Consider the following 18,728-nt stretch of genomic DNA (forward strand, 5'->3'; position numbering starts at 1 on the left):
ATCATGCTGCGGGCTTGCCTGACATCACAGAAAGGGTCGCCTTGTCGGTGAAATCCAGCGACTCATTCTCTTCCATCTGCATCAACTCGGCCAGACGCTTGCGGGCGCGGTTGGTGCGGCTTTTGATGGTGCCGACAGCGCAGCCACACATCTCGGCAGCTTCCTCATAGGAAAAGCCCTCTGCCCCGACCAAGGTCAGTGCTTCGCGCTGTTCATCATTCAATTGGCTGAAGGCCGCCTCAAAATCGCGCATCGCCATGGTGCCATCGTGGCTGGGTTTCACCGACAACTGCCCCGCCATCACGCCTTCAGGGTCTTCAACCTCGCGGCGGCGCTTGCGGTGCAGGGAATAGTAGGTGTTCCGCAGAATGGTGAACAACCACGCACGCATGTTGGTGCCCGCCTCAAAGCTGTGAAAGTTCGACCACGCCTTCACAACCGCGTCCTGCACCAGATCATCCGCCGTGGCAGAGTTTCTGGTCAAGCTCATGGCAAAGGCGCGCATCGCGGGCAAATGCGTGATCAACTCGTCCTTGGGGTCCATGACGCTCACTTATCGGCCCCACCTTTTTCAGAGGTTTGCTCCTGCTCACGCAGTTGCTCAAGGAGTTGCATGAAGCGATCCGGGACGGGCTCTTCGGCCATGCTTTGATAGACACGACGCAAGTTTGCGTCGATCTGTTCCCCCAAAGGATCTTTTTCTCTATCCGGCATGCCTGACTTCCGTGAAAAATTGTTCCGTATCCATGGAACTAAACCTCATCAGGCGACTTAGGTTCCATAGAAGTTGAAAATTTTTTGAGGATGCGATGACAACTACAAACGGTACCGCCAGCATGTCCGAGGCGATCGCAGCGGATCTGCCCTATCTGCGCCGTTATGCGCGCGCTTTGACGGGGAACCAGACCTCTGGTGACCGCTTTGCTGTCACCACTCTTGAAGCGATCCTTGCTGATACGTCTATCTTTAATGATTGTTCCTCGCCGCGGGTCGCATTGTTCAAAGTGTTCAATTCGATCTGGGTCTCGCTTGGATCGCCGGTTGATGAAAGCGGCGCCACCGGCCCCGAGGCCCGCGCCCAGTTGCGTCTATCGCGACTGACCAAAAACACCCGCGAAGCTCTGCTGCTGCACAGCATCGAAGGGTTCACCACCAATCAGATCGGCGAGATCATGAACGTTTCCGGTGATGAGGCCGCGCAACTGCTGGAGATCGGCCGCGACGAGATGCAGAAATCGATCCTTGGCAACATCATGATCATCGAGGACGAGGCCATCATCGCCATGGACATCTCCGAGATCGTCGCCAGCATGGGCCACGAGGTCACCGGCATCGCCCGCACCAAAACGGCAGCGGTAGAACTGGCTCGCAAATCGCCCCCCGATATGATCCTGGCTGACATCCAACTGGCCGACAAATCCTCGGGCATTGATGCGGTCAACGACATTCTGGCCGAGCTTGGCGACCGCCCCGTCGTCTTTATCACCGCCTTCCCCGAGCGTCTGCTGACCGGCGATCGCCCCGAGCCTGCCTTCCTGATCACTAAGCCCTACAGCGAAGATCAGGTCCGGTCGGCGGTGGCGCAGGCCATGTTCTTTACCAGCACCGAGACGCTGAACGCCTAAGACGCGTACCCGTTGGACATCAGAAAGCCCCGCTGTTTCGAACAGCGGGGCTTTTCGTTTGTGCCTCTAAGGCGTGAGGGCAGCGCATGTTGCGCCACCCTTCAAGATATCAGTCCTTGGCAATCGCCCGCAGCATCCACGCGGCTTTCTCATGAAACGCCGAACGGGCGGTGGCCATGTCTTCGGTGACCGCATCTTTGCGGCCTTCGGTCATCTCGATCAGCGCATGCATCCGGTGGGCAATACGCTCATGATCCTTGGCCAGATCTTCCACCATCGTGCGGGCGTCAGGGGTGCCTTCGGCATCCTTGATCACCGACCGCTCTAGAATGTCGGCCATAGTCAGCGGTGCCAGATGACCCAAGGCGCGAATGCGCTCTGCCAATTCGTCCGCTGCGGCAAAGAGGTCTTCGTACTGCTCTTCCGTCAGATTGTGGATCGAGAAGAACAGCGGCCCTTCCACATTCCAATGATAGGCGTGGGTCTTGAACATCAGGCGATACGTGTCCGCCAGCACATCCGATAGCGCCTCGGCCAGTGGTCCGGTGTCGCGGACACCTGTGTTGACGGGTGCATTCTGCGGGGTGGTTTCAAGTACGTCTTTCATGTGGTCCTCCTAAATCAGTTTCACCGGGAACGGGGATGGTGCGGGGTTACCCGCGCACCAACCGTGCAATGAGGGTCACGACGAACAGGACCAGGAACAGGAAGAACAGGATCTGCGCGATGCCTGCCGAAGCCGAGGCAATACCACCAAAACCAAAGACTGCCGCGACCAGTGCGACGACGAAGAAAATTACAGCCCAATACAGCATAACGTGGTTCCTTTCTGATTGAATAAACAGTGATGACGTTCTGGCTGGACAACGGCATCCGCACGGAAAAAGTTCCGAAAAATAAATCAAATCACGAAAATGAGAGAATTGTATTTTGAATGGAACCTTTCTAGCCCACATGCGTTCTGTTTGCAGATAATTCACGCATAATGAGGACTATTATGGCTACCACCCGCAACGCCCCCGACGCAGCAGATCTTTCGGCACAGATCGAAGCCCTGAAAAACGACATCAGCGCGATCACCAAGACCCTGTCCGAGATGGGTGTCGCGCAGCGCGACGCCGCTGTCAGCAGCGTCCGCGAAAAGGCCGAGACCTTGCGCGATGAAAGTCAGCGCACGGTGGAATATGCACAAGGTCGCGCCGAAGAGATGGGCCAACAGACCGTTGATGCGATCCGTCGCCAGCCTGCCGCCGCTGTAGGTATCGCCGTCGCGGTAGGCTTTATCGCCGGTATGCTGACAGGCCGCAAATAAGAGGTCGCGGACGATGTTCTATGCTCTTCGCTGCTCGGCGCGCCACGTTGCCCGTGCTTTGGCCCTCTCGGCGGCGGGGGGGGTAATGGTGGCTGTCGGCGCAGGCTTTCTGACAGTTGCCGCATGGATTTTGCTTGCGACATCCTATGACACGCTGACAGCCGCAGCAGTAATTGGCGCGGTCTATACGGGGGTCGGACTGATCTTGCTTGGGCTAGCAGGACGCCGCTCGCATCGGCATCACTACCACAGCCCGCCGCCGGTCGATCCAACTGCCCACTTGGTCGCGCAACTGGCCGAGGGGTTCCTGACAGGCTTGCGCGCCGGACGGCGCAGTAAGCTCTAAATCACCGCTTAGCCCGCCTTCTGGCGGGCTTTTGCGTTTCCGACTGTTCGCACCACATCTGCGCTTACATAAAAAAACCCCGCCTCAAGGGCGGGGTACAGTAGATTGGGACGAGCCTGCCCGTCAAAGGCGGGCAAAAACAGTGCTAGGGATTACCACTGTTCTCTTTAAGTAAACCGCCGAATCTAGGTTTGGTTCCATGACCCGTAAGGATTATTTTGCGTCACATCCGGCCAGCGCGGGGACCGAAAAGCAGCCAAAGGATAAAACCCAGAACCGGTAGCAACAGCACCAGGATAACCCAGATCACCTTACGTCCCGTTGAGGCCGAAGACCCTACGATTGAGATCAAAGCCCAGACATCCAAAATCAGGACCAACAGGCCGCCTACACCACCAACTTCCAACATCTGAAATTCCTCTTGTTCCAAAGGCGCAATCGCGCCGTTGTTACCAAGGTAAGCATTTCACACGTATTTTGTTCCCCAAACACGGACTGCTCAAGCAGATGTGAGCGGATTGGGCCAACTCGTTCGGAACGTTCGCGGTGCTCATGCGTAGGTCTTCCAAGATTTCAGTCCTACTAATTTCAAGTGAGCCCCATGATCCATTCGACCGTTCGGGCCGTCGAGGCCTTAGACCAGAACCAATCCCGCGCCTGCATTATCTTCAATCAAGGGTCGGGCAAGGCCGAGGGGCCGACCGCCACGCAGCTTCGCCGAATGACCGACGACATCATAGGCCCCGGGGTCAAGATCCTTCAGGTGTCCCGCAAGGCCGGTCCGGCACAACTGGCGCAATGGGCGCTCGATCAAGGATTTGGAACTGTGGTCGCCGCTGGCGGGGACGGCACGATTGCCGGAGTGGCTTCGGCGCTGAATGGGACGGGGGTCACGTTGGGCGTTTTGCCCTTGGGCACCTTCAACTATTTCGCGCGAGGGCTGGATATCCCTCAGGACGCGGCGGGCGCGCTAGAGGTATTGCGCGACGGCTCCCCCCGCACCTTGGGCACGGGCACCATCAACGGCCAGCTTTTTCTGAACAATGCCAGCATCGGGGTTTATCCCGCGATCCTGAAAGAACGCGAGACACTCTATTCCCGATGGGGTCGCAGCCGCCTGATCGCCTATTGGTCGGTCCTGTCGGGCATCAGCGCCCTGCGCAGCCCCTACCAGTTGGACCTGACCATCGACGGCACCGCGCATCAGGTCCGGACCGCATTGCTGTTCGTCGCCAACAGCGCCTATCAGCTGAATGCCTTCAATCTGGACGGGGCCGAGGCTGTGCGGGATGGTCAACTGGCGATTTTCACCTCCAAGGCGCAGACCCGAGCCGAAATGGCGCATCATGCGCTGAACCTGATGCGGGGCGCGACATTGAACGGGCGCGAATTCGATTTGTGGACAGGGCGCGACATTGACGTCAGCGTCGGAAGACGCCGCAAGGTTCTGGTAGCACGTGACGGAGAGAAAGCGCCCATGCCCGCCCCGTTCAAGATACAGCACAATGCGGACGCCTTGCGCGTAATCGCTCCGTAAGGCCCGATGAAATACCTTTACCATATTTCCGACCTGCATTTTGGCCGTGACCGCGCCACCCTGTACGAGCCGCTGCTGGAAGAACTGCAACAGGCTGATGCGGTGGCCCTGTCCGGTGATCTGACTCAGCGGGCGCGTCATGGTCAGTTTCGTGCCGCCAAGGAATTGCTGGACCGGATTCCCGCGCCCTGCCTTGTAGTACCGGGGAACCATGACGTGCCGCTGGATTTGTTCTGGCAGCGGATCTTCACGCCGTTCCGGAACTACAAGCAGCACATCAATCGCAACCTAGCCCCAGAGATGGCCCTGCCCGATATGACGCTGATCGGGATGAACACCGTGAACCCCCTACGCTGGCAGCGGGGCAAAGTGCCGTGGCTGTCGATGCCGCTACTTTGCCAACGCCTGCCCTCTATGGCAGGGCTGCGCATTCTGGTGGCCCACCACCCGTTCGAGCAACCGGAAGACAGCCGCAAAGCCCCCATGCGCGGCGGCGTGGCCGCGCTGAACACGCTTGCCGATTGCGGGCTGCATATGGTGCTGACCGGCCATCTACATAAATGGCGCATGACCAGTTTCATCACCCGCCACAACCAACCCAAAGTGCTGCAAGTCCATGCAGGCACTGGCCTATCCACCCGCCTGCGCGGCGAAGAGAATGATTTTGCGAAGATCGGGATTGATGGGGATCAGGTGCAGATCACCCGTATGGTCGCCGGTGAAGAGGCCCGCTTCAAGCCCGCCCAAACCCAGCTATTCCGCCTGACCGGCGATGGATGGGTCCGGCACTAGGCCGGACCCGATCCCAATTCAGTTCCAGAGCGCGTCCATCTCATCGAACGACCGGCGCAATGCCGCACTCCAGCCTTTGGACAAGGCGTCAAAGCTGGGGTCGTCGTTTTCGATCCGGCGGGCTTCCGAGATGCGGAATTCGTCCGTGCGAATAACAGTTAGGTCCAGCGGCATCCCCACCGACAGGTTTGACCGCAGGGTCGAGTCCATCGAAAGCAGCGCTGCCGTCACAGCAGTTTTCAGCGGTGTTTCCACGGTGATCACGCGGTCAATGATCGGCTTGCCGTATTTATGCTCGCCAATCTGGAAATAGGGGCTGTCTGCGGTCGCTTCGACAAAGTTGCCGGCTGCATAGATGTGGAACAGGCGCGGACGCCCGCCCGCCCGCTGACCAGCCACGATGATCGAAGCGGTCGAGCTTTCGCCCATCTGCGCCAGCGCCGGACCGTCGCGACCCTGTACAACACGCATAGCATCGCCAACGATCTCGGCGACGCGATACATGGAAGTCGCCGAAAACAGTGTCTCGATCCCCGGTTGCGGGTTTTCGATGTTCTCTTGCAGCAGGCCCATCACCGCTTGAGTGATGGCAAGGTTGCCTGCCGTCATCAGCACGATAGCGCGTTCACCCGGCACTTCCCAAGTGAAGCTTTTGCGGAACTTGGAGATATTATCCAGACCCGCGTTGGTGCGTGTATCCGACAGACACACGACACCTTCGTTTAGTAGCATTGCTAGGCAGTAAGTCACGTTTCGTCAGCTCCTGGCAGGCATTCACCTCAGGACCTACCGCCCGGCCTTCGGAACGGCAAGCCCTCAGTTCTGATGCTGCAACTGCTCGGAATTGGAGGCGGTTCCCTCTAATTCGTCGGGTTCCGGCGTATCTGCCTTGACCGGCTCAAAAAAGCCGTAGGCGTCTGCCAATTCGATACCCAACTGATTGGTTTCAACAATCATCTCGGTCAGCCATTCGTGCAGACCTTTGTCGATGATCTCAAGCGCCGAGAGCTGGGACATGTCATTCAGCAACCGTTCAGCCTTGGCCAGACCGTTGCGTTGGGCACGGGTGAACAGACCCACATCGCGCAGATCATTGCAAATCGCCTCATATGAGAATCGCAACGAACGCGGGAACTGCCGGTTCAGCACCAGCAAATCCACCACGCGCGGCGGCGTTGTGGCTTCGTGGTAGATGTGCCGGAAAGCCAGCAGAGCGTTCGAGGCCCGAAGGATCTGCTGCCATTGCATCAGGTCCAGACCTTGCCCGACCTCATCAGCGCGGGGCAGCAACACGTTGTACTTCACGTCCAAAAGACGCGCGGTGGCATCTGCCCGTTCGATGTTCTTGCCCAGATTGATGAAGGCCAGACGTTCATCGCGCAAGAGCGTGCCGTTCACAGCCCCGCGGAAATGGAAGCTGAACGCCAACACCCAATCGATGAAGTCCGCGTATTTCCCCTCGGCCATGTCCTCCATGGATTTAGAGCGCGCTTCGGACCAAGTGCTGTTGATCGCGGTCCAGACCTCTTTGGTGATCGCGCCGCGCATGGCGCGGGCGTTTTCGCGGGCCGCTTCGATACAGCTGAAGATGCTGGACGGATTTTCACGGTCGAAGGCTAGATGGTGGGTGACCGTCTCGCGATCCGCCTTTTCCAACTTGTCCTCGCCAAAGGTTTCCTCGCACCCCGCTGCGATGATGATCGAGGCCCACTCACTATGGGCAAAATCATCCGAGCCGGGCAGCCCTTCCATCCGGCGCCCAGCATCCAGCAGACGGGCCACGTTCTCGGCGCGCTCAACGTAGCGCGACATCCAGTAAAGTCCCTGTGCAGTCCGGCTCAGCATTACAGACTCTCCCCACGCAAAACCCACGTATCCTTCACCCCGCCCCCTTGGGACGAGTTCACCACAAGCGAGCCTTCGCGCAATGCCACACGAGTCAGACCACCGGGGATCAACTCTGTTGTCTTGCCCGAGATCACGAAAGGCCGCAGGTCCACATGGCGCGGGGCCAGACCTTCCTCGACCAGCGAAGGCACCGTGGACAGAGCCAAGGTGGGCTGCGCGATGTAGTTGGCCGGATTGGCGCGGATCAGATCGGCAAAGGCGGCGATCTCGGCCTTCGTGGATTTCGGCCCGATCAACATGCCGTACCCGCCCGAGCCGTGGACCTCTTTGACCACCAGTTCATCCAGATTATCCAGCACGTATTTGCATTCATCCTCAACGCCGCATTGCCATGTCTGGACGTTCGGGATGATCGGCTCTTCGCCGAGGAAGAAGCGGATCATCTCAGGCACGTAAACGTAAGTTGCCTTGTCGTCCGCAACACCCGCACCGGGGGCGTTCACAACGGTCACGCCGCCCGCCTTATAGGCGCGCATTAGGCCCGGTACACCCAGCATACTGTCGGGACGGAACGCTTCGGGGTCGAGGAAGGAATCGTCGATCCGGCGATACAGCACGTGGACGCGCTGAGGCCCGCGGATTGTTCGCATGTACAGTTTGTCGTCTTCAACGAACAAATCCTGCCCCTCGACCAGTTCAATCCCCATGATGTCGGCAAGGAAGCTGTGTTCGAAGTAGGCCGAGTTGAAATGGCCGGGCGTCAGGATCGCCAACGTCGGCGGACCGTCGCAATCGGCGGGGGCCACGCTTTCCATCGCGCTGGCCAGCATCTCGCCATAATGATCCACTGGGCGTATCTGCCCGCTGCGAAACATTTGCGGCATAATACGCTGCATCACTTCGCGGTTCTGAAGGACGTAAGAAATGCCGGACGGGGTGCGGCAGTTGTCTTCCAAAACGTTAAATTCATTTTCGCCGGTCCGGACCAGATCCACGCCAATGATATGCGAGAAAATGCTTTGAGCAGGCGTAAACCCTTGCATGATTTTCTCATAGGCGGGGTTGCCGTCCACCAGTCGGGGCGGGATTTTCCCAGCTTTGATAAACTCTCGCTTACCATAAACATCTGTCAGGAATGCATTCAAAGCGCGGGCGCGCTGGATCGAGCCACGCTCGATCATGTCCCACTCGGTCCCCGTGAACACACGAGGCATCAGATCAAAGGGAATCAAACGTTCCGGATCACCGCCTTCGCCATAGACTGCAAAGGTAATCCCGTTACGACGAAACAGCGCCTCGGCCTCAGCCTGTCTGTGTTGCAGTTGATCAGCCGGCGTCTGCGCAATCCATCTTGCCAATTCTGCATAGGCCGGTTTGATCCCTGCCTGTTGATTCATCTCATCAAAAATATCTGCCACCTAACACCCCGAATTCTATGGTGAAGTACTGTGCAGTGGGGCAGTTTCATGGTCAAACTTCAAGCAGATGCCTGACAAAAAGCCGAATTTTAGAACGGAGCGCCTAAATAAATGACAATTACTGTCTCTCTCCGACATGTGACGACGTACAAGTACGACCGGCTGGTTGGTCTTGGCCCTCATGTCGTGCGACTGCGCCCCGCGCCCCACACGCGTACACCTATAAAGAGTTATGATTTACAGATTACACCAGAAAGCCACTTTTTAAACTGGCAACAAGATGCTTTCGCCAATTGGCAGGCACGGCTGGCATTTCCCGAGAAGGCGCATGAACTGTCTGTGGCCGTCACACTGGTGGCCGAGATGGTCGCCATCAACCCGTTTGACTTCTTCTTGGACGAATCAGCGCAAGAGGTCCCGTTCGACTACGGGCGAGATCTGGAGCGTGATCTGCAACCCTATCTGGCGCAAGTCGATCAGGCCAATGACAGCGCCGAGCATCGCGCAGGGTTTGAGGCGTTTCTTGCTGCCGCGCCCAAGCCCGAAGGCGGCACGATTGATTGGCTGGTCGCCCTGAACAGCTATCTCCAGCGCGAGATCAACTACACCGTTCGCATGGAACCCGGTGTGCAGGTGCCCGGTGAAACCGTGACCAAGGCGCTTGGGTCGTGCCGTGACAGTGCTTGGCTGATGGTCGCGATGTTCCGGCGCATGGGCTATGCGGCGCGCTTTGTGTCGGGATACCTGATCCAGTTGGCCTCGGACGTGAAGGCCGTAGATGGCCCCTCTGGTCCAGAAGAAGATTTCACCGACCTGCACGCATGGTGCGAAGTTTATTTGCCTGGCGCCGGTTGGGTTGGCCTCGACCCGACATCCGGCCTTTTTGCAGGCGAAGGGCATATTCCGCTGGCATGCACCCCATCGCCCTCGTCGGCAGCACCGATCACCGGCGCCCATGACAAGGCCGAAGTCTCGTTCGAATTCGAGATGGAAGTCACCCGCATCGCCGAGCCGCCGCGCATCACCCGTCCGCTGACGCCCGCCCAATGGGCGCAGATCGACCGGGCGGGCAAAGTTATCGACGAGAAGCTGAACCGGAACGATGTACGTCTGACCATGGGCGGCGAGCCGACCTTTGTGTCCGAATACAACCGCGATGCGGAGGAATGGACCATCGGCGCGGTTGGCCCGACCAAGCGCGGCTTTGCCGATAATCTGATCCACCGCCTGCGCGATAAATTCGCCCCCGGCGGGGTCATCCACCACGGCCAAGGCAAATGGTATCCGGGCGAGCCTCTGCCACGCTGGGCCTTTGCGCTGATCTGGCGCGCGGATGAGCAGCCGATCTGGAAAGACCCCAGCCGTTTCACCCGTGAGGCAGCCAAGGATTACACCCATGAGGACGCAGCCGTTCTCATGTCCCATCTGACGGAAAGCCTTGGCGTGAACGCCGAAGCTGCGATGCCCGCCTATGAAGACCCGCTAGAGTTTCTGGAGCAGGAACATAAGCTGCCCGCCGATGTGTCCCCAGAAGACAACCGGCTGGAAAACCCCGTAGACCGGATGCGTCTGGCGCGGGTGTTCGATCAGGGGTTCAAAGACCCCGTGGCCTATGTGCTGCCCCTGCAATTGGCTCAGGCACAGGACAAGCGCAAGAACCAGCGCCGTTTCCGTTGGGAGGCCAGCAAATGGACCACGCGCCGTGGCCAGATCTTCCTGATCCCCGGTGACAGCCCTGCGGGTTTCCGTCTGCCGCTAAATGCCCTCAGCAGCTACCCCGGTGCGCCGATGGAGCTGTACCGCGATCCAATGACGCAGCCCCGTGAACTGGAGCCGGAAACCGAAACTGAGATCGAGGAACAGCGCGCAGAGACGCTCCGCCAGATGCGGATTTCCCGCCGTCAGCAGGATTGGGTTGGTTCAGGCGGGTTGGTGTCGAACGGCAGTTTCGCCCGCACCGCCCTGAGCATCGAGCCGCGCGATGGCAAGCTGACCATCTTCCTGCCGCCGACAGCGTCGACCGAGGCCTATCTGGATCTGGTCGAAGCCATCGAAGAGGCGTCCGAGGCCTGCGATCTACCCATCCGTCTGGAAGGGTACGAGCCACCCCACGATCCGCGCTTTAACATGATCAAGGTCACCCCCGACCCCGGCGTAATCGAGGTGAACATCCACCCTGCCCAAGGTTGGGACCAGCTGAGCCACATCACCGAAACCCTCTATGAAGAGGCGCGGCAGTGTGGGCTGGATTCGACGACCTTCCAGATCGACGGGCGCCCTGTGGGGTCCGGCGGCGGCAACCACATTGTGGTGGGCGGGAACACTCCCGAAGACAGCCCGTTCTTGCGCAGACCGGATGTTCTGGGCTCGATCATCCGCTATTGGCAGAACCACCCTTCGCTGTCCTATCTGTTCTCAGGCCTCTTCATCGGGCCGACCTCGCAGGCCCCGCGTCTGGATGAGGCCCGCCACGATTCCCTCTATGAGATGGAAATCGCCCTGAAGGAACTGGACCGTCTGGGACCGAACCCGCCCCTGTGGCTGGTGGACCGCCTGTTCCGCAACCTTCTGGTGGACAGCACCGGCAACACCCACCGCGCCGAGATTTGCATCGACAAGATGTATTCACCCGACGGTCCGACAGGGCGTCTGGGGCTGGTGGAATTCCGTGGCTTTGAAATGCCGCCCCATTGGCAGATGAGCATGGCGCAGGCCCTGATCATTCGTGGCCTAATCGCGTGGTTCTGGGAAAAGCCCTATACTGCGGCGCTCAAGCCAATGGGCACCCATCTGCACGACAGCTTCCTGCTGCCAACGCCGCTATGGGATGACTTCAAGGTCGTTCTGGATGATCTAAGCCGTGCGCACGGGATGAATTTCGACATCGAATGGTACCGCGCGCAGTTGAACTTCCGCTTCCCCGTCGCGGGCGAAGTCACAGTAGACAACACCAAGATGACCGTCCGCAACGCCATTGAGCCGTGGTTGGTCTTGGGCGAAGAGGGCATCCCCGGCGGTACCGCCCGCTACGTGGACAGCTCGGTCGAGCGGGTCGAGGTCAGCTTGGACAACTATGACCCAACCACCCAGCAGTTGCTGTGCAACGGGGTCGTGGTGCCGGTGACCAAAATGCCGGACGGCCAGTACATCGCGGGCATCCGCTTCCGCAGTTGGCAGCCGTGGAAGGCGCTGCATCCCACCATCGGCGCCCATGGCCCGCTGCGACTGGCGATCTACGACCAACTGACCGGCGTGGTGAAGGGTGGTGCGACCTATCACACCTTCCATCCGGGCGGGCGCAGCCATGAGATCCGCCCCATCAACGCGCTTGAGGCCGAAGGCCGCCGCATGTCCCGCTTCTGGCCCGGTGCCGATCTGGCCCCCGGACAGGTGCCTTATTACGGCGGCAGCCATCCGGCCTTTCCGATGACACTGGATCTACGCCGCCTGTAAGGCGCAGTTGCCTAAAAATTATGCCTCCGGAAGAATTTGCCTATTCCGGGGGCATGTTTTGAAGTGTTCGGACTTTTCCCCGCGGCAAAGGCGCTGCACTGAAAGCCTTGAGCTACCAGAAAGTGGTCACATGCCCTCGGAAGCAACGAGACTCTCCATCGTCTTGGTCGAGCCTAACAAGGATCGCGCCATTCAGATCATCGATAGCCTGCAAGACGCGGGTTCGTATGATATCCATGTCATCGCTGAAAACACGGGGTTGGCCCGTGCTGTCGTCGCCCATAACCCCGATGTGGTGCTGGTTGATCTGGCGAACCCCTCGCGCGATGTGATCGAGGAACTGTCGCTGGCCTCTGGCCCGATGGACCGGCCCGTCGCGATGTTCGTGGACACCAGCGATGACACCATGACCAAAGCCGCGATCGAGGCTGGGGTTTCTGCCTATGTCGTGGACGGTCTGCGCGCTGACCGGATCAAACCGATCATGGATGCGGCCATCACGCGCTTTAACATGTTCAAGCGCATGCGGACCGAGCTTGAGACCACCAAGAAAGCCCTTGAGGAACGCAAGATCATCGACCGCGCCAAAGGCGTGCTGATGAAGGCCCGCGGCATTGATGAAGAAGCCGCGTATCAACTGCTGCGCCGCACGGCGATGGACCAGAACAAGAAGGTGGTCGATGTGGCCTCGGCGCTGGTGACGGCAGCGGGGCTACTCTCATGAGGATCACCAAGCTTAACGTCGGATACATGCCGCTGGTGGATGCGGCCCCCTATATCATCGCGCAAGAAATGGGATTTGCCGCCGCCGAAGGGTTGGAACTGGACCTGATCCGCGCGCCCTCATGGTCAGGCCTGCGGGATATGCTGGCCTTTGGTCGCGTGGATGCGGCCCATATGCTGTCAGCTGTACCCGTCGCCATGGCGATGGGCGTGGGCGGCATTCCAGGGCGCATCATCGCGCCTGCGGTGACCTCTGTGAACGGCAACGTCATCGGCGTCAGCCAGCCCCTTTATGCGCGGATGCAGGAACAGGGCACCAATCTGGATTTCGCGGACGCCGCCAGTATCGGCCACGGGTTGATGCGCGCTGCGGGCGAGACTTTGCGGATCGGCGTGCCATTCCCCTTCTCGATGCATGCAGAGCTGCTGTATTACTGGCTGTCCTCACTGGGATATGCCGCGCCGCAAGGGATCGCGATCAAGACTGTCCCGCCGCCCCTCATGGCCGACGCCTTGGCCGCCGATGAGATTGACGCCTTCTGTGTGGGCGAGCCGTGGGGCTCGATCGCGGTCGAGCGCGGATATGGCTCGCTGATCCTGCCGGTCAGTGCGATCTGGAGCTTTGCCCCCGAAAAGGTGCTGGCCGTCCGCGAGGAATGGGCCAACAGCGAAATGGAACTGCTGTCCCGCCTGACCCGCGCCCTCTGGCAAGCGGGGCGCTGGCTGGCCGATCCGGGCAACCTCTTGGCCGCGTCCGAGGCGCTGGCCCAAAAGCAGTATCTGCAAACCCCCTCCGAGGTCATCGAGCGCGCCCTCAGCGGACGCCTGATCGTTGATCAATCTGGCACCAGCCGACAGGTGCAGAACTTCCTCGAGTTCCACGCAGGCGCGGCCAATTTCCCGTGGCGCAGCCAAGGTTCGTGGATCGCGCAGCAACTGGCCGCCCGTCTGGGACTGGATCGCAAGCAAGCTATGACCGCAGGACGTTCGGTGTTCCGCAGTGACCTTTACCGGACCGCCATGCAGCGCACCGGAGCCGACCTGCCCGGCGCGTCAGAGAAGGTCGAAGGTGGAATCGATGCCCGCCAACCGGCAGCATCCGAAGGCGGGACGCTGTATCTGGAACCAAACCTGTTTTTTGACCGCATAGTTTTTGACCCCGGCCCGCACAGCTGATCAAAAAATAAGCAAACGACTGGTTTGGCGTCAGAATTTACCGGCAATTTCGGGAACTCTGGCGCCTTTCTCTTTCAAAGACTGGGCCAACAACCCAGTATGAATGCAGCTGCAGCAATGGCGTTGCAGCGACCGAATTTTCCCAAAGAACGGGACATCCCGAGCACAGCCGCTCGACCCATTGCGCCTCCTCCCGCGCAGTGTGTGTCGTCGGCTGTTTTTCGTTTTCTGCCCGAACAATCGGTTCCAACAGAGGAAGTATACGAATGAAGAAATTCATCATCGCCCTTGCTGCCACAACAGCGCTGACCGGCCCCGCGCTGGCAGAACAGCTTGCGCTGGAAAAGGACGAGCTGACCTTCGGCTTTATTAAACTGACCGACATGGCACCGCTGGCGGTTGCTTATGAGCAGGGCTATTTCATGGATGAGGGCCTGTTCGTGACCCTCGAAGCGCAAGCGAACTGGAAGGTTCTGCTGGACGGCGTGATCGACGGCAAACTGGACGGCGCGCACATGCTGGCCGGTCAGCCTCTGGCGGCGACCATCGGTTTCGGCACCGAAGCCCACATCATTACTCCCTTCTCGATGGACCTGAACGGCAACGGCATCACCGTGTCGAACGAAATCTGGGAACAGATGAAGCCGAATATCCCCACCAACGCGGACGGCCTGCCCCAGCACCCCATCAGCGCAGCGGCTCTGAAGCCCGTCGTTGAGAAGTACAAGTCCGAAGGCAAGCCCTTCAACATGGGCATGGTGTTCCCCGTTTCGACCCACAACTACGAACTGCGCTACTGGCTGGCCGCTGGCGGCCTTGAGCCCGGCTACTACAGCCAGGACAACATCTCGGGCCAGATCGGCGCCGACGTTCTGCTGTCCGTGACTCCGCCGCCCCAGATGCCCGCAACTCTGGAAGCTGGCACCATCTACGGCTACTGCGTGGGTGAGCCTTGGAACCAGCAGGCCGTCTTCAAAGGCATCGGCGTTCCGGTCATCACCGACTATGAGCTGTGGAAGAACAACCCCGAGAAAGTCTTCGGCATCACCGCAGAGTTCGCGGAAGAGTACCCCAACACCACCAAAGCGGTTGTGAAGGCCCTGATCCGCGCGGCCATGTGGCTGGATGAGAACGACAACGCCAACCGCCCCGAAGCGGTGGAAATCCTGTCGCGTCCCGAATACGTGGGTGCGGATTACGACGTGATCGCGAACTCGATGACCGGCACCTTCGAATATGAAAAAGGTGATAAGCGCGAAGTTCCCGACTTCAACGTGTTCTTCCGCTACAACGCGACCTACCCCTACTACTCGGACGCGGTCTGGTACCTGACCCAGATGCGCCGTTGGGGCCAGATCCCCGAAGCCAAGACCGACGCATGGTACGACGAGACCGCCAAGTCGGTTTACCGTCCTGACATCTATCTGGAAGCGGCAAAGCTGCTGGTGGACGAAGGTCTGGCGAACGAGGCGGACTTCCCTTGGGATAGCGATGGCTACAAGGCAGCAACCCCTGCCGAAGACATCATCGACGGCATTCCCTACGACGGCAAAACGCCCAACGCATACCTCGATAGCCTGCCGATCGGCCTGAAAGGCGACCAGACGGTCGTCGGTACCGAAGTCCAAGGCTAATCCCTGAACGACTGGGGCGCGGCACGCTCGCGCCCCCTTTTTCCCCTCTCGAAAATTACGCGACCCACGTCCGACCCGCAGGAGCCCGATCCATGACCACCGTCGATCCCGAATTTGCCGCCGCAGAGGCCCGCGAAGCCCGGCGTGCCCGCATGTTCACCCGCATCAACGCCGCCGACAAATGGCTGACCGTTCTGGGCCTTGGCTGGGTGACCCCCATTCTGCGCGCCAGCGCAGGCGACAACCCCCAAGCACAGGCGAAGGAAATCTGGCGCCTGCTGGGGATGCCTGTTCTGGCAATCGCACTGTTCCTTGGCATGTGGGCCGCGCTTGCCCCCAAAGTGCAAACCTCGCTTGGCGCGATCCCCGGCCCCGTGGCTGTCTGGAGCGAGGCCGTGTCCTTGCATGATGACGCGATGGCCAAAGCCGCCAAGCAAGCCAAATTCGAAGCCCAAGTCGCCGCCCGCAACGAAAAGCTGATCGCTTCGGGCCGTGCGGATGAGGTCAAAGTCATCGCCTACACCGGCGCGCCCAGCTACTACCAGCAAATCTGGACCTCGATCAAAACCGTGTTCTTCGGCTTTCTGCTGGCGACCTTCGTCGCTGTGCCGCTGGGGATTTTCGCCGGTCTGTCGCCTTATGCAAACGCTGCGCTGAACCCGATCATCCAGATTTTCAAGCCCGTCTCGCCGCTGGCATGGCTGCCCATCGTGACCATGGTTGTTTCGGCCACCTACACCACCACCGACGGCTGGTTCGCCAAAGCCTTCCTGACCTCGGCTATCACTGTGACCCTGTGTTCGCTGTGGCCGACACTGATCAACACCGCGCTGGGTGTGGCCTCGATCGACAAGGATCTGGTGAACGTGTCGAAGGTTCTGAAAATGAACACCTGGACCAAGATCACCAAGCTGGTTCTGCCTTCGGCCCTGCCCCTGATATTCACCGGTCTGCGTCTGTCGCTGGGTGTGGGCTGGATGGTTCTGATCGCCGCCGAGATGCTGGCCCAGAACCCCGGTCTTGGCAAATTCGTCTGGGATGAGTTCCAGAACGGCTCGTCCAGCTCGCTGGCACGCATCATGGTGGCTGTCTTCACCATCGGCATCATCGGCTTCCTGCTGGACCGTCTGATGTACGCCATCCAAGCCGCCTTTACCTTCTCGAACAACCGGTGATCGATATGGCTGTCATCGAATTCAAGAATGTCACCAAAAGCTTCGGCACGGGCGAGCATGCGACCCAAGTCCTGAAGAACATCAACCTGAATGTCGAAGAGGGCGAGTTCCTCGTCCTCCTCGGCTTCTCCGGCACCGGCAAGACGACTCTGATCAACCTGATGGCGGGCATCGAAAAGCCCACCACTGGCGGCATCACCTACCGCGGCAAGGAAATCACCGGCCCCGGCCCCGAGCGCGGCGTGATCTTTCAGAACTACTCGCTGATGCCTTGGCTGACAGTGCACGGCAACGTCATGCTGGCGCTGGACACCGTGTTCCCCAAGATGCCCAAGGCGGAAAAGGAACAGAAGGTTGCCCATTACATCAAGATGGTGGGCCTGAGCCACGCCACCACCCGTCGCCCTGCCGAGCTTTCCGGCGGTATGCGCCAGCGTGTGAACGTGGCCCGCGCCTTGGCAATGGACCCCGATGTTCTGCTGCTGGACGAGCCTCTGTCCGCGTTGGACGCACTGACCCGCGCCAACCTTGGTGACGAGATCGAAGCGATCTGGAACGAGGACAAAAAGACCTGCGTTCTGATCACCAACGACGTGGACGAAGCCATCCTGCTGGCCGACCGGATCATCCCCCTGAACCCCGACGGGTCTTTGGGTGAGCCGGTGCGCGTGAACATCCCCCGTCCCCGTGACCGGATGGAAATGAACCACAACGAGACCTTCAAACAGCTGCGCATGCAGGTGACCAACTACCTGATGGACGTCGGCATTGAGGCCAAGGTCGAAGGCACCCGCCAGCTACCCGATGTAACTCCGATCCACGGCATCCCGTCGGCGGTGAAAGAGGCGCAGGAAGGTCTGATCGAAGAGCGTTTTCTCGACTTCTCGCAGCTTCACAAGATCTACCCCACCCCCAAGGGTCCGCTGACCGTGGTGGAAGACTTTGACCTGAAGGTGAACCGCGGCGAATTCATCAGTCTGATCGGCCATTCGGGCTGCGGCAAATCTACCGTGCTGACCATGGCTGCCGGTCTGAACGACATCTCTAAAGGTGCGATCAAGCTGGACGGTCGTCACGTCGAAGGCGCGGACCCCGAACGCGCTGTGGTGTTCCAGTCGCCCAACCTGTTCCCTTGGCTGACCGCCAAGGAAAACGTGGCGATCGGTGTGGACAAGGTCTACCCCCGCGCCTCTCAGGCCGAGCGTCAGGATGTGGTGGAATACTATCTGGAACGCGTGGGTCTGGCAGATGCGATGGACCGCGAGGCATCCTCGATGTCGAACGGGATGAAGCAGCGTGTGGGGATCGCCCGCGCTTTCGCTCTGTCGCCCAAGCTGCTGCTTCTGGATGAGCCCTTCGGCATGCTGGACAGCCTAACCCGTTGGGAGCTGCAAGAGGTTCTGATGGAAGTCTGGTCGCGCACCAAAGTGACCGCCATCTGCGTCACCCACGACGTGGACGAGGCGATCCTTCTGGCGGATCGCGTGGTCATGATGACCAACGGCCCGCAGGCGACCATCGGCAAGATCGTCGATGTCGACCTGCCCCGTCCGCGCACCCGCAAGGCTCTGCTAGAGCATCCGGATTACTACACCTACCGTCAGGAGGTTCTGGATTTCCTCGAAGAGTACGAGCACGGCGCGAAGCCCAAAGCGAAACCGGCACCAAAGCCAATCGCTGCGGAATAAT

At 59.6% G+C, this 18,728-nt stretch carries 19 protein-coding genes; 11 read left to right on the plus strand and 8 right to left on the minus strand.

Annotated elements, in window-relative coordinates:
- Window position 1 precedes the first annotated feature (1 nt).
- Entirely contained in the window at window positions 2-544 is a 543-nt protein-coding gene (locus CLV74_RS18115) for an RNA polymerase sigma factor (protein ID WP_106267673.1), read from the minus strand.
- 5 nt (window positions 545-549) lie between these two features.
- Entirely contained in the window at window positions 550-714 is a 165-nt protein-coding gene (locus CLV74_RS22895; protein WP_170108097.1) for a NepR family anti-sigma factor, read from the minus strand.
- A 95-nt stretch (window positions 715-809) separates the two neighbouring features.
- Between CLV74_RS22895 and CLV74_RS18120 the strand changes: the two genes are divergently transcribed.
- Entirely contained in the window at window positions 810-1,625 is an 816-nt protein-coding gene (locus tag CLV74_RS18120; RefSeq protein WP_106267603.1) for a response regulator, read from the plus strand.
- A 109-nt stretch (window positions 1,626-1,734) separates the two neighbouring features.
- Here the strand turns inward: CLV74_RS18120 and CLV74_RS18125 are convergent, their stop codons facing one another.
- Together CLV74_RS18125 and CLV74_RS18130 are read right to left on the minus strand one after the other, a co-directional pair.
- A complete protein-coding gene (locus CLV74_RS18125; protein WP_106267605.1) occupies window positions 1,735-2,232 on the minus strand; it encodes a Dps family protein in 498 nt (165 codons plus the stop codon).
- A gap of 46 nt (window positions 2,233-2,278) precedes the next feature.
- Entirely contained in the window at window positions 2,279-2,440 is a 162-nt protein-coding gene (locus tag CLV74_RS18130; protein ID WP_106267607.1) for a DUF1328 domain-containing protein, read from the minus strand.
- Window positions 2,441-2,622: 182 nt separating this feature from the next.
- On the opposite strand from CLV74_RS18130, the gene CLV74_RS18135 reads away from it, so the two are divergent.
- Together CLV74_RS18135 and CLV74_RS18140 are read left to right on the plus strand one after the other, a co-directional pair.
- On the plus strand, window positions 2,623-2,937 hold the full coding sequence (locus CLV74_RS18135) for a DUF883 family protein (RefSeq protein ID WP_106267609.1): 315 nt from the start codon (window positions 2,623-2,625) through the stop codon (window positions 2,935-2,937).
- Window positions 2,938-2,950: 13 nt separating this feature from the next.
- A complete protein-coding gene (locus CLV74_RS18140; RefSeq protein ID WP_106267611.1) occupies window positions 2,951-3,283 on the plus strand; it encodes a phage holin family protein in 333 nt (110 codons plus the stop codon).
- A gap of 223 nt (window positions 3,284-3,506) precedes the next feature.
- On the opposite strand, the gene CLV74_RS18145 is transcribed toward CLV74_RS18140, so the two are convergent.
- Window positions 3,507-3,692, minus strand: a complete 186-nt coding sequence (locus CLV74_RS18145) for a PLDc N-terminal domain-containing protein (RefSeq protein ID WP_106267613.1) — start codon at window positions 3,690-3,692, stop codon at window positions 3,507-3,509.
- A 192-nt stretch (window positions 3,693-3,884) separates the two neighbouring features.
- On the opposite strand from CLV74_RS18145, the gene CLV74_RS18150 reads away from it, so the two are divergent.
- Window positions 3,885-4,820: a diacylglycerol/lipid kinase family protein gene (locus tag CLV74_RS18150; protein WP_106267615.1), complete on the plus strand. Its 936-nt coding sequence runs from the start codon at window positions 3,885-3,887 to the stop codon at window positions 4,818-4,820.
- Window positions 4,821-4,826: 6 nt separating this feature from the next.
- Window positions 4,827-5,612 carry a metallophosphoesterase family protein gene (locus tag CLV74_RS18155; RefSeq protein WP_106267617.1) on the plus strand — a complete coding sequence of 262 codons (786 nt, stop codon included), beginning with the start codon at window positions 4,827-4,829 and terminating at the stop codon, window positions 5,610-5,612.
- An 18-nt stretch (window positions 5,613-5,630) separates the two neighbouring features.
- Here CLV74_RS18155 and CLV74_RS18160 read toward each other — a convergent pair whose 3' ends face one another.
- From CLV74_RS18160 to CLV74_RS18170, 3 genes are all read right to left on the minus strand, one after another.
- Entirely contained in the window at window positions 5,631-6,362 is a 732-nt protein-coding gene (locus CLV74_RS18160) for a proteasome-type protease (RefSeq protein ID WP_106267619.1), read from the minus strand.
- Between the two features lie 66 nt (window positions 6,363-6,428).
- Window positions 6,429-7,457 carry an alpha-E domain-containing protein gene (locus CLV74_RS18165; RefSeq protein ID WP_106267621.1) on the minus strand — a complete coding sequence of 343 codons (1,029 nt, stop codon included), beginning with the start codon at window positions 7,455-7,457 and terminating at the stop codon, window positions 6,429-6,431.
- Complete coding sequence (locus CLV74_RS18170) at window positions 7,457-8,857, minus strand: circularly permuted type 2 ATP-grasp protein (protein ID WP_106267675.1); 1,401 nt, start codon at window positions 8,855-8,857, stop codon at window positions 7,457-7,459. The genes CLV74_RS18165 and CLV74_RS18170 overlap by 1 nt, the downstream gene beginning before the upstream one ends.
- 132 nt (window positions 8,858-8,989) lie before the next feature.
- Here CLV74_RS18170 and CLV74_RS18175 point away from each other — a divergent pair, with 132 nt between their 5' ends.
- The 6 genes from CLV74_RS18175 to CLV74_RS18200 all read left to right on the plus strand — a co-directional run bounded on the left by CLV74_RS18175 (window position 8,990) and on the right by CLV74_RS18200 (window position 18,727).
- Window positions 8,990-12,331 carry a transglutaminase family protein gene (locus tag CLV74_RS18175; RefSeq protein ID WP_106267623.1) on the plus strand — a complete coding sequence of 1,114 codons (3,342 nt, stop codon included), beginning with the start codon at window positions 8,990-8,992 and terminating at the stop codon, window positions 12,329-12,331.
- Between the two features lie 130 nt (window positions 12,332-12,461).
- Window positions 12,462-13,055, plus strand: coding sequence for an ANTAR domain-containing response regulator (locus CLV74_RS18180; RefSeq protein WP_106267625.1), 594 nt, complete (start codon window positions 12,462-12,464; stop codon window positions 13,053-13,055).
- The gene (locus CLV74_RS18185; protein WP_106267627.1) at window positions 13,052-14,230 is read left to right on the plus strand and encodes a CmpA/NrtA family ABC transporter substrate-binding protein; all 1,179 of its coding nucleotides are present in this window, start codon (window positions 13,052-13,054) and stop codon (window positions 14,228-14,230) included. Before CLV74_RS18180 ends, CLV74_RS18185 begins: the two co-directional genes overlap by 4 nt.
- Before the next feature lie 266 nt (window positions 14,231-14,496).
- On the plus strand, window positions 14,497-15,864 hold the full coding sequence (locus CLV74_RS18190; protein WP_106267629.1) for a CmpA/NrtA family ABC transporter substrate-binding protein: 1,368 nt from the start codon (window positions 14,497-14,499) through the stop codon (window positions 15,862-15,864).
- Window positions 15,865-15,956: 92 nt separating this feature from the next.
- Window positions 15,957-17,039 (plus strand): ABC transporter permease, encoded by a 1,083-nt coding sequence (locus CLV74_RS18195; RefSeq protein ID WP_106267631.1) that lies wholly within the window; start codon window positions 15,957-15,959, stop codon window positions 17,037-17,039.
- Between the two features lie 5 nt (window positions 17,040-17,044).
- A complete protein-coding gene (locus tag CLV74_RS18200) occupies window positions 17,045-18,727 on the plus strand; it encodes an ABC transporter ATP-binding protein (protein ID WP_211299076.1) in 1,683 nt (560 codons plus the stop codon).
- Window position 18,728: the final 1 nt, after the last annotated feature.

Source organism: Donghicola tyrosinivorans (assembly GCF_003003355.1).
Classification (GTDB): Bacteria; Pseudomonadota; Alphaproteobacteria; order Rhodobacterales; family Rhodobacteraceae; genus Donghicola; species Donghicola tyrosinivorans.